Origin of the sequence: Staphylococcus simulans (genome assembly GCF_025561465.1) — a bacterium.
Lineage (GTDB): Bacteria > Bacillota > Bacilli > Staphylococcales > Staphylococcaceae > Staphylococcus > Staphylococcus simulans.
On the sequence record NZ_CP095100.1, the window covers coordinates 136365 to 159397 of the forward strand.

Annotated in this window: 16 protein-coding genes; 13 read left to right on the forward strand and 3 right to left on the reverse strand. The window is 34.4% G+C overall.

Annotated elements, in window-relative coordinates; all coding sequences use genetic code 11:
* The first annotated feature begins 67 nt into the window (after window positions 1-67).
* From MUA87_RS00620 to MUA87_RS00635, 4 genes are all read left to right on the forward strand, one after another.
* Window positions 68-1591 (forward strand): DEAD/DEAH box helicase, encoded by a 1524-nt coding sequence (locus MUA87_RS00620; protein ID WP_262551048.1) that lies wholly within the window; start codon window positions 68-70, stop codon window positions 1589-1591.
* A gap of 388 nt (window positions 1592-1979) precedes the next feature.
* Window positions 1980-5000 carry an NADH-dependent flavin oxidoreductase gene (locus tag MUA87_RS00625; protein WP_262551049.1) on the forward strand — a complete coding sequence of 1007 codons (3021 nt, stop codon included), beginning with the start codon at window positions 1980-1982 and terminating at the stop codon, window positions 4998-5000.
* Window positions 5001-5017: 17 nt separating this feature from the next.
* A complete protein-coding gene (locus MUA87_RS00630) occupies window positions 5018-6415 on the forward strand; it encodes an MFS transporter (protein ID WP_002480182.1) in 1398 nt (465 codons plus the stop codon).
* Window positions 6416-6663: 248 nt separating this feature from the next.
* Window positions 6664-7860, forward strand: coding sequence for a hypothetical protein (locus MUA87_RS00635; protein ID WP_262551051.1), 1197 nt, complete (start codon window positions 6664-6666; stop codon window positions 7858-7860).
* 72 nt (window positions 7861-7932) lie between these two features.
* Here the strand turns inward: MUA87_RS00635 and MUA87_RS00640 are convergent, their stop codons facing one another.
* Window positions 7933-9231 (reverse strand): TcaA second domain-containing protein, encoded by a 1299-nt coding sequence (locus MUA87_RS00640; protein ID WP_070625575.1) that lies wholly within the window; start codon window positions 9229-9231, stop codon window positions 7933-7935.
* Window positions 9231-10073 (reverse strand): zinc ribbon domain-containing protein, encoded by an 843-nt coding sequence (locus MUA87_RS00645; protein WP_061055058.1) that lies wholly within the window; start codon window positions 10071-10073, stop codon window positions 9231-9233. The genes MUA87_RS00640 and MUA87_RS00645 overlap by 1 nt, the downstream gene beginning before the upstream one ends.
* A 270-nt stretch (window positions 10074-10343) precedes the next feature.
* On the opposite strand from MUA87_RS00645, the gene MUA87_RS00650 reads away from it, so the two are divergent.
* From MUA87_RS00650 to MUA87_RS00670, 5 genes are all read left to right on the forward strand, one after another.
* A complete protein-coding gene (locus MUA87_RS00650) occupies window positions 10344-11057 on the forward strand; it encodes a zinc ribbon domain-containing protein (protein ID WP_002480178.1) in 714 nt (237 codons plus the stop codon).
* Between the two features lie 683 nt (window positions 11058-11740).
* Window positions 11741-12838 (forward strand): ABC transporter ATP-binding protein, encoded by a 1098-nt coding sequence (locus tag MUA87_RS00655; RefSeq protein ID WP_262551054.1) that lies wholly within the window; start codon window positions 11741-11743, stop codon window positions 12836-12838.
* Between the two features lie 15 nt (window positions 12839-12853).
* Complete coding sequence (locus MUA87_RS00660) at window positions 12854-14110, forward strand: extracellular solute-binding protein (protein WP_262551055.1); 1257 nt, start codon at window positions 12854-12856, stop codon at window positions 14108-14110.
* A gap of 19 nt (window positions 14111-14129) precedes the next feature.
* Window positions 14130-15398 (forward strand): sugar ABC transporter permease, encoded by a 1269-nt coding sequence (locus MUA87_RS00665; protein ID WP_262551056.1) that lies wholly within the window; start codon window positions 14130-14132, stop codon window positions 15396-15398.
* 1 nt (window position 15399) lies between these two features.
* Entirely contained in the window at window positions 15400-16239 is an 840-nt protein-coding gene (locus MUA87_RS00670; protein WP_262551057.1) for a sugar ABC transporter permease, read from the forward strand.
* A 77-nt stretch (window positions 16240-16316) separates the two neighbouring features.
* On the opposite strand, the gene MUA87_RS00675 is transcribed toward MUA87_RS00670, so the two are convergent.
* Window positions 16317-17975, reverse strand: a complete 1659-nt coding sequence (locus MUA87_RS00675) for a glycoside hydrolase family 13 protein (protein ID WP_262551058.1) — start codon at window positions 17973-17975, stop codon at window positions 16317-16319.
* Between the two features lie 336 nt (window positions 17976-18311).
* Between MUA87_RS00675 and MUA87_RS00680 the strand changes: the two genes are divergently transcribed.
* The 4 genes from MUA87_RS00680 to MUA87_RS00695 all read left to right on the forward strand — a co-directional run bounded on the left by MUA87_RS00680 (window position 18312) and on the right by MUA87_RS00695 (window position 23031).
* Window positions 18312-19301, forward strand: a complete 990-nt coding sequence (locus MUA87_RS00680) for a LacI family DNA-binding transcriptional regulator (RefSeq protein WP_262551059.1) — start codon at window positions 18312-18314, stop codon at window positions 19299-19301.
* A 269-nt stretch (window positions 19302-19570) separates the two neighbouring features.
* The gene (locus tag MUA87_RS00685) at window positions 19571-20866 is read left to right on the forward strand and encodes an SLC45 family MFS transporter (protein WP_262551403.1); all 1296 of its coding nucleotides are present in this window, start codon (window positions 19571-19573) and stop codon (window positions 20864-20866) included.
* Between the two features lie 15 nt (window positions 20867-20881).
* Window positions 20882-21955 (forward strand): Gfo/Idh/MocA family protein, encoded by a 1074-nt coding sequence (locus MUA87_RS00690; protein WP_262551060.1) that lies wholly within the window; start codon window positions 20882-20884, stop codon window positions 21953-21955.
* A 35-nt stretch (window positions 21956-21990) separates the two neighbouring features.
* Entirely contained in the window at window positions 21991-23031 is a 1041-nt protein-coding gene (locus tag MUA87_RS00695) for a Gfo/Idh/MocA family protein (protein ID WP_262551061.1), read from the forward strand.
* Window positions 23032-23033: the final 2 nt, after the last annotated feature.

The following is a 23033-nucleotide window of genomic DNA, read 5'->3' on the forward strand; positions in this document are numbered from 1 at the left end:
AAGTGTTCAAAATGCCAGAATTGTTGAAAAGTTAAATGAAGAACTTAATCGATTAAAAACTTTAAAAGTGGAAGTTGATAAAGAATTAGATGAAAGTTCGGATGAAATTAAATTGCTAAATCATACGATGGATCAAGAGAAAAACAAAGGGCTTTTCGGTAAAGTGGCACAATTGTTTAATGGTGACAATCAAACTTCTTCTAATCATAATTTAAGCGAAAAAGCGGCAAAGTTGATGGATGAGAGAGAACAACTTAAAGCCAAGCGTAAAGATATTAAAGAAAAAGAAACAGAGTTCGAAAAACATAAACGTGATGCAGAAGGACGTCTTAAGGAAGATGAGAAAACGTTAGAAAAATTAAAAGCTGACTTACAGAAATTTAGCGAATTCAAAAAACAACATGATAATGTTCAATTTTCGGATGATGCATTCTGGGCAAAAGCTAATTATGATGAGAGACAAGAGAAAGTATTGAATACGTCAGATGAACTCCAATTCTACAGAGGCCTCTTGTTTATACAAGCAATGGTACTGCATAAAATTTTGTTAATCTTGAACTATAAATCTGTACAGTCAGGGCTATGGGACTTTGTGAAACGTCATGAATATATTAAAGATAAGTATGAAAAAGTAGAGAATGCTTGGAATATATTACATTTAGTTTATCCAGTAGTGAGTACAACGTTTGCAAGCTTTAGAAATATGTATCGTGATATGTCGAAAGATTTTATTGATTATTTATATATCGATGAAGCAGGACAAGCTGTACCACAAGCGGCAGTCGGTGCCTTACAGCGTTCTCGAAACGTTGTTGCAGTGGGAGACCCGATACAAATTGAACCTGTAGTTACGCTAGATCCGTATCTTATTAATTCTGTACGTAAAGCTTATAATGTGCCAGAACGACTCGTGAGTGTGGAAGCTTCTGTTCAAAGTCTCGCAGATAATGCGAATGCTTATGGTTATTGGAAAGGTACTGACACTGATGAAAAAGAATGGATTGGTATTCCGTTGTGGGTACACAGAAGATGCTTAAATCCAATGTTTGATATTAGTAATATTATCGCTTATGAAGAAAAAATGGTGTTGCCGCCTTATATTAAGAAAAAACCAGGACAGGCTGCTTGGCTAGATATCAAGGGTAAAGCAGGTCCAAAGCAATATGTTAAAGAACAAGGTGAAGTAGTTGTTCAGCATTTATTAGAAGATTGGAAGCAAGCCAAAGCAAGTGGTGAGGAAATACCAAGTGTGTTTGTGATTTCACCCTTTACTAAAGTGAAAAGTGAAATTCAAAAGGCAGTAAGTAATCGTTTGAAAGATAGCTTTGATATGACTTGGAGAGAAGCGAGAAGTTGGGCTAATAAATCTATCGGTACTGTGCATACGTTCCAAGGGAAAGAAGCGGATAAGGTTTATTTTGTGACAGGAACAGATGAAACACAAAACGGCGCAATTCAATGGTCGTGTCAAAAACCTAATTTAATTAATGTTGCGGTAACACGTGCGAAGAAAGCATTTGTTATTGTAGGTGACAAAGAGAGAATCAGTAAACTCGAAAATTATGATGTTGTCGCAAATAATGTAGATTAATCATGCTTTGTTAATATAACAAATATTAAAATAATATATATTGGATATTTAGTAACGCTCCTCTATAGCTCGATTTAATATGTAGTGATAGAGGAGCCTTGTTATATCAAGGGATAGGGAGATTGACGATTATTTCTCTATATTTATTTCAGCAAGAAATATACAAATAAATATAGATGGAAATTTTAAAAGTGTGAAAGCTATGTAAAACTTATTTAAATATCTCTTTGTTAACTATTTCACAAACTTTCTTTCTATGTTATACTTTCAGTGAATCAAAGGTAAATATAAAAAATGAATCACTTGATACTCGTTAACTTCTCATATGCCAGGTATGAGAAAAAATTTTGCGGTATCATGTGAAAATATTCACAAAGGAGAAGAGGGTATGACAAAGTCATTATTTGAAAAGGTTAAATTAGCTTCAGGAGCTGAATTAGATAATAGGATTACAATGGCACCTATGACCATCCAATCAGCTTACTTTGATGGATCAGTAACGGCAGAGATGATTGATTACTATAAACACCGCTCTGGTAAAGTGGGTGCGATTATTGTAGAAAGTTGTTTCGTAATGGACAACGGCCGTGGCTTCCCAGGTGCTATCGGCATAGATACAGATGAAAAGATTCCAGGTTTAAAACGTTTAGCAGATGCGATTCACGAAAATGGATCTAAAGCAATTTTACAGTTATATCACGCAGGGAGAATGGCTGATCCTAAATTAAACGGGGGTGCGACTCCAATTTCAGCGAGTCCGGTTGCGGCGCTTCGTCCAAATGCGGCAGTACCTCGTGAAATGACAGCATTACAAGTTGAAGATATGATTCACCAATTCGGTGAAGCAACAAGAAGAGCAATTGAAGCGGGCTATGATGGTGTTGAAATTCATGGTGCGAACACATACCTCTTACAACAATTCTTCTCACCTCACAGTAACCGTAGAACAGATGAGTGGGGCGGAAGCAGACAAAAACGTACGAATTTCCCAATGGCTGTCTTGAAAGAAGTACAAAAAGCAGCAAAAGATAATGGCGCTGAAAACTTCATTATCGGTTACCGTTTCTCACCAGAAGAATTAGAAGAACCAGGTATCCGTTTTGACGATACAATGTATCTTTTAAATACTTTAGCAGAAGCACATCCAGATTATTTCCATATTTCTGCGAACAGTTATAAACGTACATCTATTGTAGATACAGCGGATAAAGAACCATTAATTTCAAAATATTTAAAACTTCAAAGCGATACGTTAGCTGACATTCCAATTATGGGTGTAGGTAGTATTGGTCAACGTGAAGATGCTGAAGAAGCATTAGAACTTGGTTATGACTTAGTCAGCGTAGGTAAAGCTTATTTAGTTGAGCCACATTGGGCTGAAAAGATTGAAAAGAATGAAAAAGTTGAAGATTTCGTAGATATTCATGATCAACGTTTATTACACATTCCATCTCCGTTATGGAAAGTAATGGACTTCATGATTGTCGATAAAGAAGAAGAACAACGTAAATATGAACGCTTAAAAGCGTTACAAAATAAAAAGGTTAAATATAACCCAGGTACGTATGAAGTCTTCGCGCAAGGACACAATGCGAACTTACCAATGAAAGTTGTGTTCTCTGAAGATGAAATCGTGTCTATTGAAGTAGATGACAGTAATGAATCAGAAGGTATCGCAAACCCAGCGTTTGAACGTTTACCTAATGAAATCATTAATGGTCAAACATTGAACGTAGATGTGATTTCTGGTGCGACAGTGACGTGTGAAGCGGTTATTGAAGGTGTGGCAGAAGCGATTAAACAAGCAGGCGAAAATCCAGACATCTTACGTGCGCGTCCAAAACCAGTTGTAGAATGGTCAGACGAAACTATCGAAGAAACAACAGATGTTGTAGTCATCGGTACAGGTGGTGCTGGTTTAAGTGCAGCAGCTTCAGTCTTAGAACAAGGCAAAGAAGTGATTATGCTTGAGAAATTCGCAGCTATTGGCGGTAACACAATCCGTACAGGTGGCCAAGTGAACGCGCCTGAACCTTCATGGCAAAATACATTCCCATCATTACATGGTGAACAAGAAACACTAGAAGCGTTAATGAACCATGATGAAAATGACATTGAAGAAGAATACCTTGAAGACTTCCGTACATTGAAACAACAAATCAAAGAATATTTAGAAACACAAAAAGAAGGACAAGATTACTTGTTCGACTCTATTGAATTACACCGTATCCAAACGTACCTTGGCGGACGTCGTGCGGATAGAAACGGTAAAGTCATCACAGGTCAATATGACTTAGTTAAGACATTAACAGACAATGTCTTAGAATCAGTGAAATGGTTAACTGAAAAAGGCGTACACTTCGATAGAACAATTGTAGATATGCCTGTAGGTGCTTTATGGAGACGTGGACATAAACCAATGAAAGCTCAAGGTTTAGAGTTCATTGAATCACTAAGTGACTATGTTCGTAAGAACCATGGTCAAATCATGACTGAAACAACAGCGGATCGTCTGATTAAAGAAGACGGTAAAATTGTCGGTGTAGAAGCAACGAAACATAATGGTGCTAAAGTTAGAATCCATACTCGTTATGGTGTTGTTATCGCCGCAGGCGGATTCGGTGCGAATACACAAATGATTCAACAATATAACACATATTGGGATAACATTCCTGATGATATTAAAACAACAAACTCACCAGCAATCACAGGTGACGGTATTAAATTAGGTGTTCAAGTAGGTGCTGACTTAGTCGGCATGGGCTTCTCACAAATGATGCCGATTTCTGACCCTAAAACAGGTGCATTATTCACAGGCTTAATTGTGACACCATCTAACTTCGTCTTCGTCAACAAAGACGGTGACCGTTTCGTTAACGAATTTGAAAGCCGTGACGTCTTATCTAAAGCAGCATTAGACCAAAAAGATGGCTTGTTCTACATCATTGCTGATGAAAATATTAAAGAACTTGCGATGAACACATCTCAAGAAAAAATTGATAAAGAAATTGAAGAAAAAGTGCTTTATAAAGCAGATACGCTTGAAGATTTAGCAAGACAATTAAATATAGACCCAGACCACTTTGTGAAAACAATAGAACGTTATAACGACTTTGTGGATAAAGGTCATGATGATGACTTCAGTAAGAACGCATTCGATCTTAAGATTGAACGTGCACCGTTCTACGCTACACCACGTAAACCAGCAGTTCACCATACAATGGGCGGTCTGAAAATCGATACAACTGCACAAGTCATTGATATCGACAACAACCCAATTAAAGGTTTATACGCAGCAGGTGAAGTTGCGGGCGGTATCCACGCGGGTAACCGTTTAGGTGGTAACGCACTTGCGGACATCTTCACTTATGGTCGTATCGCAGGTCAAAGCATTATTAAAAATCACTAAATGAGGAGGAACAAGTAATGGCACAAAATAAGAAACAACATCAAGCATTTAAACCGGGTACACAGCTCATCGTTGCGATTATCTTATCCATCCTCACGTATTGGTTATTCGCGCAATCCTTCTTGAACATCGCGCCACATGTTCAAAAAGATTACAACATTGATATGACTGTCGTGAATATCGCAGTAAGTTTAACTTCACTGTTCACAGGTATCTTCATTGTTGTAGCAGGTGGCTTAGCGGATAAGCTAGGTCGTGTGAAAATGACACGTGTCGGAATTATCTTGAGTATTGTCGGATCTATTTCCGTCATTATCTCAAGCATTCCTGCACTGTTGATTATCGGCCGTGTCTTACAAGGTTTATCAGCCGCATGTTTAATGCCGGCAACGATTGCGATTATTAATCAGTTCTATCATGACGAAGAACGTCAAAAAGCGTTAAGTTTCTGGTCATTCGGATCATATGGCGGAACAGGTATCGCGTCATTCTTCGCAGGACTTGTCGCAACATTCTTTGGATGGAAGTGGATTTTCGTATTATCAATTATCCTATCATTCGTCGCACTCTACTTATTTAGAGGAGTTCCAGAATCAAAAGAGCCTGGCGCTAAAAATATGAAGTTCGACGTTGTAGGGATTACTATCTTCTTAATTATGATGTTAAGTATCAACGTAGTTACAACACAAGGAACAAGATTAGGTTGGTTGAACCCGATTACTTTAACACTCGATGCGATTTTCGTTATTTCAGTCTTTGTCTTCTACTTCTATGAAAGACAAAAACATCAACCGTTTATCGACTTCAGTGTATTTTCTAATAAAACGTATATCGGTACAGTATCAGCGAACTTCTTGTTAAACACAGTTATCGGATCACTCGCATTATTTAATATCTATGCACAAGCAGGATTAGGTTTCTCAGGATTAAAAGCAGGTTTCGTGACAATCACTTACTTAATCGGAAGCTTATCTATGATTCGTATTGGTGAACGTTACTTACAGCGTAAAGGACCAAGATTCCCAATGCTTGCAGGACCGATTTCTATCGCAGTAGGTATACTGCTTATCTCAACAGTATTCTTACCAGACGTAGTTTATATCATCGTTTCAGTCATCGGATTCTTATTCATTGGACTCGGACTTGGTTTCTTCGCGACACCAGTTCTTGATACAGCATTAACGAGTGTTCCAGCTGAAAAAGTAGGGGTTGCCTCAGGTATCATTAAAATGTCATCAACACTCGGTGCCGCATTCGGTATCGCAATCCTGACAACAGTCTACTCATCACTCGCACCAAACCATACACCAGAATTCTCAGCAGGTATTGCCTTCGTTGTAGGTGCAGCCGTAATGCTTAGCGCATTCGTCGCATCCTTTGTGACAATACCGAAAGGAAAAATGGAGAAACAATAAAATAATATGACACAAGAACTGCTAATCTATACAGGTTAGTGGTTCTTTTTAATGCGAATAACTCAATTTTATACGGCCGTCATACTCACTTCAGACAAGCGTGAGACTGCCTTGTATGGTTGAGTTTATTCGTTTATAAATATTGTTGTTAAGTGGACATGCACTGTCCTAATCATATGGTTTAATAGAGCTAATTGATTAGGCTTTTAGTATCGATTATAAAAACAAAGTGATAGGATGAGGCAAAATTGGATAACAATAAATTTGAAGAAACTATTTTAAAGCATGCTGTTTTAGATCATGATGAATTTTTGGACAAATATAACCCATGGCAAACTAAGCGAGGTAAAAAAGTTATACAAAACTTTGCTGATATTATAAATGGGAAAACACCATCTGATGAAACTAATGAAGAGAATTTTTCTTGGTTAGCTATAGAAGAGGATTTTGAAAATGAGTTTTTGTCAGATAAAATACGTGAATTTAAAATTCCGGCAAATATTGATTTCGGATTACCAAATCATGTAAAAGGTGATATAGATAACTCGAATTTGTTTATTTGTTTAACGAACCCAAATATTCAAGTTGAAGATAAACATGCTGTTAGAGCACATAATACTACTAAGAACTATAAATATTTCATAGAGTCTTTAACTCACTACTTTGATATTTTTAATTCTGATGCAGATGTAAGTTCAAAAAAAGAAAACTTTCCTAGTGAAGCTGAAGTGAGTAAACATATCATTGACTTCAATGAAAATATTTTAAAGACTGAGTTCAAATCACTTATAAACGCAAATTTGAATGGTGAAGCTGCTCAAATATTACAAAACAAGACTGTTTTTGCACAACACTATTATTACTTAGGCAAATACTTTTATCCTTTATTTGGTGAATATAATAAGGAAACCACTTTTGTTAAACTTCAGCGTAAACTCTCTGAAAGATTAACAAATGAAGACGTTGATGAGTTAGAAGAAAAATTAAAAAATGCTTCTATTTGTAATGTTGAATCATTTCCATTTCGTTCAGGGAACCCTCAACTAGGAGATGGCAAAGGGAATTTTGGCAGAGAGTTATTGAGTTATAAAAATAATACAATTTTATTTAGTGCACGTATTATTTTGAGAAGAATAGCATTAAGCTTAAAAGAAAACTCTAAAGAAAAAGAAACTCCGGCATTTATTTTCAGAAGGTTTAATAGAGCTTGGAAGAATCAAATAATTGAAGTCTTGAAAAAGGATTATGAAGTCAATAATGATGAAATCAACGAGTATATAAATTGGCTTGAGAAATATTATTTCTATACTTTTGGGAAACGAAATGTTAATAATACGAGTTCTGCACTTATATCTGAAAATATACAAAAGCAAGATAAACCAATAGGTAAAAAAGTTAAAGAACTCAAATACAAAGCAAATGCCATTATTTTCACTAAAAATTAACGGTAAAAATCATCAATAAAAAACTGCATGCCCTTAATTTCAAGGTCATGCAGCTTTAATAGTTCTATAAAGTTATTTTCCGTAGCCAGAGTCGATTTCTTCGCCGTCTTCATCATATTTAGTGACGTATTTGTCTGGTTCAATGATGTAAGATCCGGCAAGGTCACCGTCTTTATCTGTGAATGAGAATCCCCAGTCGTCTCCATCTTTTTCTGGTTCTTTATATGTGTAAGTGTCTGTATCAAGAGTGCTGCCTTCGAATGATTCTACAACATCGATGACGTTTTCACGTGTGACTTTTTCGTCTGAGCTTTCGTCATCATCGTCATCTTTGCTCATTTCTTTTTCTAATGCTTTATCGATTTGTTTATCGATGGCATCGTCATCGAAAGAAAGTTTTACTGTTTCTGGGCTTTCTGAATCTCCTTCGAATTTCACTACTTGTTTGTCTGATGTGAAGTTCTTACCTTCAACATCAGCTACTGCGTAGACTTCAACTTTCTCATCAGGTGGGTATGGACCATAATCTGTAGAAGAGTCGAAGTCATGTGGTTTGTTGTTGATGTAAAGTGTTGTATCTTCTTCGTTAATACTGTAATTATCTAACTCAACATTGAATTTGATTTGATCAAAGTTTGAGTGAGCAAGACTAGAATGTTGTGATGCATAGATTTGAAGTTGTCCTTTATAGTCTTTGTCGTTAACTTTCTTCGTAGCTTTTAACTCATAAAGACCAAGTGGGAACGAGCCGATATGACCATTACTATCTACTTTGTGTTTCTTGCCTTCGTATTCATAAGTAATTGTGCCACCGTCTGAAATATCATCCATACTAATAGAGTAGTTTGGAATATCGAATTTATAATCATCAAAGAAGAGCCATTTCTTTCCGTCTTGGTCGATGTTCATAATTGTTTCGCTATCATATTTAACAGTATCGCTATACTTATGATTGCGTTTCATGCTTTCGCCTTTTTCTTTGACTTCATTACCGACAGTTTTATAAAGCTTACCGCCTTCTAAGATATCAAGAAAAGCTTTAGCCTCATCTTTACTTAGCTTTTTACCGTCTGACGTGACATACTTTTTAACTTTATTTGGGTCTTTATCTTTAATCGCGTCTGCGACTTGATCTGCTTGATGTGTGACACTTGCTTGTTGTTTACCAACAAAGAAGAGTATCAGTAAAACAATAATGATTGCGGCAATAATACCGATGATTACCCACATCTTTTTAGATTGTGGTTGGCGTGGTGCTGAGTGATAGTTTTGATTAGAGCGCTTAGGTGTTTGATTCGTGGGTGTTCCGCATTGTGGGCAAACTTTCTGTCCCTCTTTAAGTTTGTGTCCGCAATTACGACAGAACTTCACTAGAAACCACCTCCAAATCTAAACAAGTCTTCAAGCATACTTCCAAAGATATCTACAAATGTATTTCGAAGCATTTCACCGTAGATTGATAGTACGATAAATTGAACGACAATATAGATGATGATACCGAAGAATACTGGAATACGTAATGTATGATAGCTAGAGTATTTCGTGATGAGATAAACGGCTGATGCATAGAAGCTGACAATTCCTAGTAATAATAGGAATGAACCGATTGAATAAATTTCCCCTCGTAGTAACAGTAATCCTAAAATGAAGAAAATGAATGAGAAAGTATTAATGAATACAAAGTCAGACAAAATCTTCGCAAAACTGATGTTATCTTTAACTACCAGGCGTGTCACACCAGCAAGTAATCCATAAGAAATAACTAAGAATAACAGAATACCGAAGAATGATTTTGTGACAATACCTGATTTCGTAACGCCATATCCAATGTAGTTAACTTCGCTTGGAACGAAGATAGCTAAAACAATCAGTGTCAAAATTAAAAATACTGCAGAGAGTATGCCGATAAATTTAAGTGAGAAAGATTTAGTACCTGCAATCACACTGTCGTGTGATTTGAAGAGTTGTGAAAAGAAACTCGTCCCTTCGTGTTTAATTTCATTCGCATGTTGATTGAATTTTTCTTTGTCGAAACTAGGTTGTTGATTAGAGTGTGTTGGTTCATTTTCATTGTGGTTATGTAATGCTTGAGATGATTCTGATTCAGTAGAATCGTGTGAGGAAACAGCTGATACTTTAGTTAAATCGATTCCGCATTCTCCGCAGAAACGATCCCCTTGTTCAACAGGTGCTCCGCATTTTGGACATTTCATGTTAATCCCCCTTAACTTTTAATTAAATATAAAAAATAATACACAACATTTTGTGTGATTAATGTCATAGTAGCATACTCATTTTTTAATATCTATAACACAATTAAAGTTATTGAAATAATTTTCAAAAAAGACAAAAAATGTACTATAAATTCAAATAACAAGATGTATAATTGAAGTACATTATCAAGTTGTGAAAACTGTAAAGGTGATAGTTTGTACTTAAAATAACGGCATCTATGTCATCTGAATATAGAAAGGAGTTTAACTTTGAAGTACTGTACAAATTGTGGAAAGAAATTAGAACCTGATGAACTATTCTGTACAAATTGCGGTGCAAAAGTGCCACAAAAAGACAGGCGTGATGCAGCACAATCAAAACCTACAAACGAAACACACAGCATACAGTCATCTAAAAAGAAATTATCAAAAGGTTGGATTATCGTGATTAGTCTTATTATCCTCGTTTTGGTTGCTGCGTTGATTTTCGCTATCTCTCACTTTATGAGTATCCGTGAAGATAACGACAAAAAAGCCGCACAAAACGATACAACACAAGAACAAGCAACAACATCAAAACAAGAAACAAAAACAGTTAAAGTTGAAGTTAACTCAGATGACTTCAGCGCTAACTTTATGAATGCAGATAACTCTTCAGGTTATAAAGGATTCCATATTGGAGATACTAAGAAAACGATTGAAAAGAAATATGGAGAACCAGAAGAAAGTCTAGATATTAACGGTCATGACGCTAATAAATATGGAAATATTGCCGTAAGTTATGACAACGACAACAAAGTAGATCATGTCTTCGTTGTACCTTCTAACGTCACAACAAGAGAGTTCACTGATTTCCATAACGTACCGAATGAAAAACGTGGTGATACTTGGTACTACGACAAAAACAAAGACAATGACTACACCATCAAAGTCTATACAAATGGACAATACATTAAAGCTATTGAAAACATTGATCAAATATAAATAAAAGGAGTTTAGGCAACTTGAGAAGTAAGCCTAGACTCCTTTTATATTGCTAAAAAATAAATATAACTAATAGCGGAAATACCAAAACGAGATTAACTAAATTTATAAAAATACTTGTAATAAATGATGTATTCAAGTTACTTTCTTTTCGAAAACGTATGGCACCAAAGATAGAAAAAACTAATGTGATTAGAGAATAAATAAAAAAGAAAGTTACAGCGTTAAAACCCCAGCAGATATAGTATTTGTTAGAAAAAATACGAATAACAAAAGTGATAATATTAGATAATTAATAATGTTCAAGCACCAGAGCAATAGTTGTATTATCATCATTCCTTTCAAAATGATTCGCGAATACATTGTCTTTTTAATTATTAATAATTATATAAAATTTCCGGTTGATTATCAATGGTTAACAGAATGGATTCAATAGATTGAATTAACTATTAACAAATATTCCGAAAAGTTCGTTGTATAAAGAAGAATTATCATGAATTTTATTGAGTCTTATACTACTCAAAGCATAGTTCTTTTACTTGATAGTCGTTGCGGTGATGCTAAAATACCATTAATTTAGTGACAATATGTAAACGTTTACAAATTTGTATTGACAGCTTTGAAAAGTAACTATATGATTTAAAGTAATCGATTACATTTTAGTAAATGAAAGGAATATGACTATGGCTGAATTAAAATTAGAACATATCAAAAAAATTTATGACAACCACAACACAGTAGTGAAAGATTTCAATCTTCACATTAAAGACAAAGAATTTATTGTTTTTGTCGGGCCTTCTGGATGTGGAAAATCCACAACATTAAGGATGATTGCAGGGCTTGAATCAATTACTGGAGGCAACTTTTTCATTGACGATACGCGTATGAACGATGTTGAACCTAAGAACAGAAATATCGCTATGGTATTCCAAAATTATGCACTGTATCCACACATGACAGTATTTGAAAATATGGCATTTGGTTTAAAACTACGTAAAGTAAATAAAAAAGAAATTGAAAAACGTGTTAACGAAGCTGCAGAAATTCTGGGTTTAGAAGAATATTTAAATCGAAAACCAAAAGCTCTTTCTGGTGGGCAACGCCAACGTGTTGCTTTAGGTAGAGCAATTGTTCGTGATGCCAAAGTCTTCTTGATGGATGAACCACTATCTAACTTGGATGCAAAATTACGTGTTCAAATGCGTACAGAAATTTTAAAACTTCATAAACGTTTAGATACAACTACTATTTATGTAACACATGATCAAACTGAAGCATTAACTATGGCGACACGTATTGTAGTTTTAAAAGATGGAGACATTATGCAAGTTGGAACGCCAAGAGAAATATATGATACTCCTGAAAATATTTTTGTTGCACAATTCATAGGATCACCGGCAATGAACATTCTTGATGCACAGGTTACTTCTAAAGGTTTGAAAATTGGTAAGATTCATTTTAAGTTAGACAATAAAAAATTCGAAAATTTAAAAAAATATGGTTATGAAAATAAGACTGTATCAATAGGCATACGTGCAGAGGATATTCATGATGAACCTATTTTCATCAAATCATCCCCAGAAACTTCTTTTACCACTGAAGTTATAGTATCAGAGTTACTAGGTTCTGAAATTATGGTTCATAGCTTATTAGAAGGTTTTGAAATTATTGCGAAACTAGATTCTAGGACTAAATTAGATGCTAATGAAAAAATTGAATTAGCTTTCGATTTAAATAAAAGTCACTTTTTTGATAAAGAAACTGGTAAACGTATTATTTAAAAGGAGGCGGCGACAATGAAGAAAATTGTTAGATTTACAGCATTTGTAATTATAATGGTCGTCTTGCTTAGTGCTTGTGGACCGAATCGTACACAAAAAGAAATTGATCAGGCTTTAAAAAGTGATGAAAGTAAGAAAAAACCAGAAGAGCTTACTATGTGGGTAGATGGAGACAAACAAATTGCTTTTTATAAAAAAATTACAGCTGATTATACAAAGAAAACAGGTATAAAGGTGAAGTTGGTTAACGTAGGACAAAATGATCAATTAGAAAATATTTCACTTGATGCACCTGCGGGCAAAGGTCCAGACTTATTCTTTCTTGCTCATGATAATACGGGAAGTGCTTACTTACAAGGGTTAGCGGCAGAACTTAAGTTTTCTGAAAAGCAGTTGGAAGGTTATAACAAAGATGCGCTACGCGCTCTGAATTATGATCATAAACAATTGGCTTTACCATCTATCGTAGAAACAACAGCACTTTTTTACAATAAAAAATTTGTAAAAGAAGCACCTCGAACTTTAGAAGAAGTTGAAGATAATGCAGAAAAATATACGGATCATGAAAAGAAACAATATGGGTTTATTTTCGATGCAAAAAACTTCTATTTTAACTATCCTTTTTTATTTGATAATGATGATTATATTTTTAAAAAGAATGAGAACCACTACAACATAAATCAATTAGGTTTAAATAGTAAAAGTGTCATAAAAAATGGAGGGCGACTTCAAGAGTGGTACAAAAGAGGTTATATACCTAAAGCAGCAACACATGACGTTATGATTGGACTATTTAAAGATGGCAAAGTAGGTCAATTTGTAACTGGGCCATGGAATTTAAATGAATATCAAGAAGTGTTAGGTAAAGATTTAGGGGTAACTACTTTACCGACAGATAACGGAGAAAAAATGAGACCATTTCTTGGTGTCAGAGGCTGGTATTTATCAGAATATAGTCAATCCAAATATTGGGCTAAAGATTTGATGCTTTATATAACTAGTAAGGATACATTACAGAAATATACAGATGAGATGAGTGAGATTACGGGACGTACCGACGTGAAGTCATCAAATCCCAATTTAAAGGTATTTGAAGAACAAGCAAAGAATGCAGAACCTATGCCTAATATTCCAGAAATGCAACAAGTTTGGGAACCGATGGGTAATGCGAGTATCTTTATTTCTAACGGTAAAGATTCGAAAAAATCACTAGACGAGGCCACTAAAGATATTAAACAAAACATAGAAATTCTTCATCCAGAAGATAACTGAAGTAGAAAGGAGCATTAATATGAAAAAACGAAACCCTAAGTTGGCTGCTCTATTATCGATTATTCCCGGAATAGGTCAATTTTACAACAAAAGACCTATTAAAGGGATGATATTTCTTATATTTTTCATCAGCTTTATTTCAGTGTTTTATCAATTTTTTAACGTTGGATTTTGGGGGCTATTTACATTAGGAACAATCCCAAAGTTAGATGATTCACGTGTATTATTAGCACAAGGTATCATATCAATGATGTTGATTGCATTTGCGTTATTACTATATGTAGTAAATATAATAGATGCTTATAGAAATACAGAACGTTATAATCGTAACGAAGAAATAACGGATCCTAGAGCAAGACGTATTGCAACGTGGGATAAAACTTTCCCGTATATATTAATTTCTCCAGGAACATTTTTATTGGTATTTGTAGTAGTATTTCCTTTGATATTTATGGGCTTTGTAGCTTTTACTAATTATAATTTATATAATTCTCCCCCTCGTCATACATTAGAGTGGGTAGGACTTGATAACTTTAAAACACTTTTTACTATAGGAATTTGGCGTAAGACATTTTTCAGTGTTATTACATGGACTATAGTTTGGACATTGGTTGCAACTACTTTACAAATTGTTTTAGGTTTATTCTTAGCAATATTAGTTAATCATCCGATTGTTAAATTTAAAAAGTTAATTCGTACTGTACTTATTTTACCTTGGGCTGTTCCTGCGTTTGTTACAATTTTAATTTTTGCAGCAATATTTAATGATGAGTTTGGTGCAATTAATAATGATATTTTACAACCGCTATTTGGAATTGCCCCAGCCTGGCTTAGTGATCCGTTTTGGACAAAAATTGCTTTAATTGCTATTCAAGTTTGGTTAGGATTTCCATTTGTTTTTGCACTATTTACTGGTGTATTGCAAAGTATTTCGCCAGATTGGTATGAAGCAGCTGATATGGATGGTGCCTCAAGTTGGCAAAAATTTAAAAATATTACCTTCCCGCACGTTATATTTGCAACTGCTCCGCTGTTAATCATGCAATATGCTGGAAACTTTAATAACTTTAATTTGATATATCTATTTAACAAAGGCGGACCACCAGTACCAGGACAAAACGCAGGTAGTACTGATATTCTTATTTCATGGGTATATAATCTAACTTTTGAATTTAATAACTTTAATATGGGTGCTGTTGTTTCTCTCATCATAGGATTCATTGTTGCCATTGTAGCATTCTTGCAATTTAGAAAAACAAGCACATTTAAAGATGAGGGGGGCATTTAACATGAGTAAAAAGAAAAATATTTTAAAAGCAATTGGTATTTATACCTTCCTTGTGTTAATGTTTGTGATTATTTTATATCCGTTGTTATGGACATTTGGAATTTCATTGAATCCAGGTACTAATCTATATGGAGCGAAAATGATACCTGATAATGCAACTTTTAAAAATTATATATACTTATTAACAGATCCAAACAGCCAATACTTAACTTGGTATAAAAATACATTGATTGTAGCTTCTGCTAATGCTTTATTTAGTGTTGTATTTGTAACATTAACTTCATATGCTTTTTCGAGATATCGTTTTGTAGGCCGTAAGTATGGACTAATTACATTTTTAATCTTACAAATGTTTCCAGTACTGATGGCAATGGTTGCTATTTATATTTTACTAAATACAGTTGGTTTATTAGATTCACTATTTGGATTGACATTAGTATATATTGGTGGTTCTATCCCTATGAATGCATTTTTAGTAAAAGGCTACTTTGATACAATTCCAAAAGAGTTAGATGAATCAGCGAAGATAGATGGAGCTGGTCATATGCGAATCTTTTTGCAAATTATGTTACCTTTAGCAAAGCCAATTCTTGCAGTGGTCGCACTATTCAACTTTATGGGACCTTTTATGGACTTTATTTTACCTAAAATTTTATTACGAAGTCCTGAAAAGTTTACACTAGCTGTAGGATTATTTAACTTTATTAACGATAAATACGCAAACAACTTTACAGTATTTGCGGCTGGCGCAATTATGATCGCAGTGCCAATAGCAATAGTATTTTTATTCTTGCAAAGATATTTAGTCTCAGGATTAACAGCCGGTGCTACAAAAGGATAAATTCAACTTATAAAAATATAAGAAAGCCTGTCAGCAGTCATAAAAGATAGCTGACAGGCTTTTTATTATAATAGATTTTAAATTATGACAACAAACGCTTCATAAGGTTTTATATTATCTATATCAATTTCAGTATCATAATTGTGCAATTTCAAATTACCTTTGTTTAATTCAAGATCAGTCTTTAAATGAGCGGTTTGGTTTGTTAGATTACCGATAATGACTGCAGTTTTATTATTTAATGTGCGAGTATATGCAAAAACGTTTGGATTTTCTGAATCAATTAAGTTGAATTCTCCATACGTAAAGATGTCATCAGATTTTTTTAGTTGAATCAAATCTTTATAAAATTGCAACACAGAATTACCATCTGATTCTTGTTGTTCAACGTTAATTGAAGTGTAATTAGGGTTCACGGGGAACCAAGGTTCTACATTAGAAAAGCCGGCATAAGCTTCATTACTCCATTGCATTGGAGTTCGAGAATTGTCCCTGTTTTCCATTCGATGTTTTTCTAACAAGGCATCAGTATCGCCACCATCTTCTTTAACCATTCGATATTCATTCTTAACAGATACATCGTTGAACTGTTCTATACTTGTAAAAGGAAAGTTCGTCATTCCAATTTCTTGCCCTTGATAGATAAAAGGTGTTCCTTGTTGTAAGAAGTAAACTGCAGCATGACTTGTTGCTGATTGATACCAATACTTTTCATCGTCTCCCCATGTAGACACACGACGTGGTTGGTCATGATTTTCAATGAATAGAGCATTCCATCCAGTATTTTCGAGTTGTTTTTGCCAACGATTCAATACTTTTTTATACGCTCTAACATCAAAATGTGATTTTCCTGTATTCCATAAACCTAAATGTTCAAATTGGAAAATCATATTAAATTTCCCATTTTTTCTTCCAACCCATTCATCAGCATTATCAGGATTCACACCATTTGCTTCACCGACAGTCATAATGTCATACTTGCTTAACGATTCATCTTTAACTTGCTGCAACCAATCTTGAAGGCCATGACGATTTGTAGCTGCATTAAATACAGGAGCATATTTTTTATCTGGAGGAATAGGTAAATCTCCCATTTCCCAGGTTTTTTTAACATGAGAAATTGCATCCACACGGAAGCCATCAATTCCTTTATCGAACCACCAGTTCATCATATCTATAACTGCTTTTCGTACTTCAGGGTTTTCCCAGTTTAAATCAGGTTGTTTAACGCTAAATAAATGGAAGTAATATTGACCTGTTTTTTCATCATATTCCCAAGTTGACCCATTAAAAATACTTTCCCAATTATTAGGTTCAGAACCATCCTCTTTTGGGTCTGCCCAGTAGTACCAATCACGTTTAGGACTATCCTTACTTGAACGCGATTCAATAAACCAAGGATGTTCATCTGAAGTATGGTTTACTACAAGGTCTAAAATTAGTTTCATTCCTTTTTGATGGACCTTATCTAGGAGTTCATCAAAATCTTTCATAGTCCCAAATTCTTCCATAATAGCATGATAATCACTGATATCATAACCATTATCATCGTTAGGGGAAGCATACATCGGACTTAACCAAATAACGTCAATTCCTAATTCTTTTAAATAATCTAATTTTTGAATTAAACCACGTAAATCGCCAATCCCGTCATTGTTGGAATCGTTGAAACTGCGAGGGTAAACTTGGTATGCGACTGCTTCTTTCCACCATTGTCGATCTTTTATTTCTGTCATAACTTTCTCTCCTTATCATTTTGTTTCTAGTTGTTTAAAACAGGAAAATCTTTAGTGTGCTTTAATACTTAAGTTTAATCATTTGAAGATAGAGAAACAATCATCAAATGTAATCGATTACATTTAAAATATAGCAAGTTTTAATGGTTTTGTAAACGATTACATTTAAATTGATTATGTTATATAATATGTTTGATTAATCTAACTCAGATAGTATTTAAAAAATTGCTCCGCCCATTTAGTGCTAATGAAGAGAGTATACTAGTATAGCAACTTTTTCTGATTTAGGTTATATTTTTTACAAAGGTATACGAATTACACAAGGGGGATTCAAGAATGACAAATGTAAAAGACGTTGCTAAACTTGCAGAAGTGTCAACAGCAACTGTTTCAAGAGTACTAACTAATACAGGCAATGTGTCTGAAAAAAATAGAAAAAAAGTCTTAGATGCTGTAGAAAAATTAAAATATTATCCTAATAGCATTGGAAGACAGTTAAGAAAAATGGAAACTAAAACTATATTAGTTGTAGTACCTGATATAACCAATTCATTTTTCTCAAACATTTTAAGAGGTATTGAAAATAGAGCGGGAGAAAAAGGATATCAAGTTCTTTTGGGTGACACTCAAAATAAAAAAGCGGATGACTATTTTAAATACCTTTATGAGAAGCAAGTAGATGGTATGATTTTATTAACTTCAAAATTGAGTTTAGGAACTCTTAAAGATATTTATGATAAATTTCCAGTAGTGTTAGCATGTGAAACAATAACAGGGTTAGATATCCCCACAGTATCGATTAATAATATTGAAGCTGCAGAAACAGTTACAGATTATCTGATTGATTTAGGACATAAAAAAATATTACATGCAACAGGACCATTGGATGGTATTTTAGGAAAAAACCGTTTGTTAGGCTTTGAAAACAAGATGAGACAGTATAATTATTCGATTTCTAGAGATAGTTATATTGAAGGAGATTTTTCTTTGGAATCAGGATATAGAATTGGGAAGCAAATTCTAAAAATGAGGGAAAAACCTACAGCAGTTTTTGCAGCTAATGATGAAATGGCAATAGGTATAATTAAGATTTTAAAAAAACATAAAATATGCGTACCGGAAGATATTTCTGTTGTGGGATTTGATAATATTAAATTAGCTGAAATAGTTGATCCGGAACTAACAACATACTCGCAACCTAATTATGAAATTGGAGAAAAAGCGATGAAATTGTTATTAGAGATTATTGAGAAAAAAGAAATAGAAGAAAAAAGCATCATTTTGAATGGAGAGTTAGTCGAAAGAAAATCAACGGTGTCGAATTAGAAATGTAATCGTTTACAAAAACGCTTTCATATGGTAGTATCTATAAGTAATCGATTACATATTAAATAAAGGCTACTACATAATATAAACATTTAGTAAAACAACAGTCTTGAAAGTAATCGCATATTTTCAAGACTGTTGTTTTTTTGAGGAGGATTAAGATGAAAAGTGCAGATGATTTAACTTGTGCAAGTAATACTGAGGGAGACGATAAAACTTTGGCAGATAAGTTGAGCTTGCCTATATTAAAGAAAAGTATTATTTTTGCAATGACTTTTGGATTTTTTGGAGTGAATATGGCATTTTCTTTGCAATCAGCTATGATGGCGAGAATTTTCCAAACATTAGGAGCTAATCCTAATAAACTTGGATGGTTCTTTATTTTGCCTCCGTTAGCTGGTTTGATTATACAGCCTTTAATCGGCTTTTACTCAGATCGAACATGGACAAGGTTTGGAAGAAGAATGCCTTATTTGTTGATAGCAGGGCCTATTGGAGCTATCACTCTTGTGTTACTACCGAATTCAGGCTCTTTTGGGTTTGGATATGCATCGTTAGCTGCTTTATTATTTGGAGCTATTATGACTCTTTTTATGGATTTAACTGCAAATGCTTGTATGCAGCCATATAAAATGGTGATAGGTGATATGGTTCCTGAGAAGCAAAGAGATATGGCTTGGTCTTGGCAACAAATCTTTTCAAATATGGGAGGAATTATAGCAACTTTATTGCCTTTCTTATTAACACTTTGGGGTGTATCCAATGTCGCTCCTAAAGGCGAAGTGCCATTGACAGTGAAAATTGCATACTACATTGCGGCAGCTGTTTTATTAATTTCCACTGTTTGGACAGTACGTTCTGTAAATGAATATAACCCTAAATTACATTCACGTTATCATGGAATAGAGGAAAAAAGAGATCGTAAAAACTCATTGAATTTATGGCAATTGCTTTTAAAAGCACCTAAACAATTTTGGCAAGTGTCTTTAGTTCAATTCTTTACTTGGTTTGCCATTATGTATTTATGGACATATACACCAGGAGCTATCGCTAATAATGTCTGGGGTACTACAGACCCTTCATCAGCAGGGTATCAAGAAGCAGGAAACTGGTATGGTGTGTTAACAGGTGTACAATTTGTGGCTTCTATTTTATTTGGGATAATAGCTGCGTATGCCAAACCTCACCAAAGAAAAATGGTATTAAGGTTTGGGTTGATAATGGGAGCTATTGGGTTTATGTCTATATTCTTTATTCATTCACAATGGCTATTAATTTTATCATTCTGTTTGATTGGAATTAACAATCTCACAATGAATACACAAACATTTACACTATTAACTGAAAATACAGATGGCAAGAATGCAGGTGCCTATTTGGGATTGTTTAACTGCGCTATTTGTCTTCCACAAATAATTGCTTCTTTAGCTAGTTTTGCATTATTCCCATTATTTGGAGAATCGATGCCGAATATGCTGTTGTTTGCTGGTGTAATGTTATTGATTGCAGCAGTATGTGTAAGCTTTATTGATTCAAAATATAAAAAACCAATAACAAAAGCTTAGAAAAGGAGAATAGCTATGAGTTTGAAAATAGGTATTATAGGATGCGGTGGAATTGCAAATGGTAAGCATTTACCGAGCTTATCTAAAATAGAAGAAGTTGAGATTGTAGCATTTTGTGATATTGAGATTGAAAAAGCTGAATATGCAGCTGAAGTATATGGAGTAGAAAATGCTAAAGTATATAAAGATTATAAAGAACTGTTGAATGATAATTCTATTGAGGTAATACATGTTTGCACTCCCAATAATTCACACAAAGAAATTACTGTAGCTGCGTTGGATGCTAAAAAGCATGTGATGTGTGAAAAACCAATGGCTAAAACGACTAAAGATGCTAAAGAAATGATTGATGCCGCAGAAAGAAATAATAGAAAACTAACAATTGGATATCAAAATCGCTTTAGGACAGACAGTCAGTATTTACACAAAGTTGCTGAAAGAGGTGACTTAGGAGAAATATATTTTGGCAAAGCACAAGCAATTCGTAGGAGGGCAGTTCCTACATGGGGTGTTTTTTTAGATGAAGAGCAACAGGGCGGTGGTCCTTTAATAGATATTGGAACACATGCTTTAGATTTAACACTATGGATGATGAGTAATTATGAGCCCGAATCCGTTATGGGAACTACTTTCCATAAACTAGGAAAGAAGGAAAATGCTGCTAATGCGTGGGGACCATGGAATACTAAAGAATTCAAAGTAGAAGATTCTGCATTTGGTTTTATCAAGATGAAGAACGGTGCAACAATTATTTTAGAATCTAGCTGGGCACTAAACAGTTTAGAAGTTGATGAAGCAAAATGTACGTTGTCTGGTACTGAAGCTGGTGCAGATATGAAAGATGGTTTAAGAATAAACGGAGAGGATATGGGAGAGCTTTACACTTCTTATATTGAACTTGATAATCCAGGAGTAGATTTTTACGAGAGCGATAAAGTTGATGAAGCACTTGAAGAAGCACGTACTTGGATTAATAGTATTACCAACGATACTGAAGTAGTAGTTAAACCACAAGAAGCATTGGTAGTCACTCAAATTTTAGAGGCTATTTATGAATCGGCAAAGACAGGTAAAGCAGTGTATTTCTAATCACTAGAAATAAATTGAAGTCAGAAGGTGTAGGAATGACAAAGAGACTAAAGGTAGGAATTATTGGCTGTGGTGGTATTGCTCAAAGTAGGCATATACCAATTTTGAAAAAAATGAATGATGTTGTAGATTTAACTGCAGTATTTGATGTTAATTTAGTGCTAGCCAATAAGGTTGCTGTTGAAAATAGTATTGAATTTGTAGCACAGGATAAAAGTGACCTATGGGATAAAGTGGATGCAGTATTTATATGCACGCCCAATAAATTTCATGCAGAATTGAGTGTCGCAGCTTTAAATGCAGGGGTTCATGTTTTTTGTGAAAAGCCAATGGCAATCAATTCGCAAGAATGCGATCAAATGATTGAAGCAGCAAAGGTAGCTGATAAATTGTTAGCTATTGGTTACCATTATAGGTTTACTGAAGCTGCAATGACTGCAAAGCGGGCGATAAAAGAAGGGGTGGTCGGAGAACCTTTAGTAACTAGAGTACAAGCTATGCGACGTAGAAAAGTGCCGGGATGGGGTGTTTTTACTAATAAAACACTTCAGGGTGGAGGCAGTCTAATTGACTATGGTTGTCACTTGCTTGATTTATCATTATGGCTATTGAATGATGCAAGACCAGTAGAAGTAACTGGACGTACATATAATAGGCTTAGTAAAACACCAAATCAAATTAACGACTGGGGGCATTTTGATAGCGAAACATTTGATGTTGATGATCATGTTACAAGTTATATCACATTTGAGGATGGGTCTTCATTGCAATTTGAATGTTCATGGTCAGCAAACATTAAAGAAGACACTATGCACTTAAGCATGTCAGGTGTTTCCGGTGGATTAAGTTTATATCCATTTGAAATCTATCAACCTCGCTTTGGTACCTTCTTTACTCAAAAAGCATATGCTGAACATGATGAATATCAAGCATCACAAAGACAAGCAATAAATTTTGTGAATAGTTGTTTAGGAAAAGAAACGTTAGTTGTTCAGCCAGAACAGGCCAGACAAATTAATGTATTGGTAGATGCGATTTACAGAAGCAATCAAGAACAACATAGTATCCAATTATAAAG

Excerpts from the sequence above, each read along its gene's own strand:
- MUA87_RS00625 (WP_262551049.1), top strand. The coding sequence starts at position 1,980 with ATGACAAAGTCATTATTTGAAAAGGTTAAATTAGCTTCAGGAGCTGAA.
- MUA87_RS00630 (WP_002480182.1), top strand. The coding sequence starts at position 5,018 with ATGGCACAAAATAAGAAACAACATCAAGCATTTAAACCGGGTACACAG.
- MUA87_RS00645 (WP_061055058.1), bottom strand. The coding sequence starts at position 10,073 with ATGAAATGTCCAAAATGCGGAGCACCTGTTGAACAAGGGGATCGTTTC.
- MUA87_RS00655 (WP_262551054.1), top strand. The coding sequence starts at position 11,741 with ATGGCTGAATTAAAATTAGAACATATCAAAAAAATTTATGACAACCAC.
- MUA87_RS00660 (WP_262551055.1), top strand. The coding sequence starts at position 12,854 with ATGAAGAAAATTGTTAGATTTACAGCATTTGTAATTATAATGGTCGTC.
- MUA87_RS00665 (WP_262551056.1), top strand. The coding sequence starts at position 14,130 with ATGAAAAAACGAAACCCTAAGTTGGCTGCTCTATTATCGATTATTCCC.
- MUA87_RS00670 (WP_262551057.1), top strand. The coding sequence starts at position 15,400 with ATGAGTAAAAAGAAAAATATTTTAAAAGCAATTGGTATTTATACCTTC.
- MUA87_RS00675 (WP_262551058.1), bottom strand. The coding sequence starts at position 17,975 with ATGACAGAAATAAAAGATCGACAATGGTGGAAAGAAGCAGTCGCATAC.
- MUA87_RS00680 (WP_262551059.1), top strand. The coding sequence starts at position 18,312 with ATGACAAATGTAAAAGACGTTGCTAAACTTGCAGAAGTGTCAACAGCA.
- MUA87_RS00685 (WP_262551403.1), top strand. The coding sequence starts at position 19,571 with ATGACTTTTGGATTTTTTGGAGTGAATATGGCATTTTCTTTGCAATCA.
- MUA87_RS00690 (WP_262551060.1), top strand. The coding sequence starts at position 20,882 with ATGAGTTTGAAAATAGGTATTATAGGATGCGGTGGAATTGCAAATGGT.
- MUA87_RS00695 (WP_262551061.1), top strand. The coding sequence starts at position 21,991 with ATGACAAAGAGACTAAAGGTAGGAATTATTGGCTGTGGTGGTATTGCT.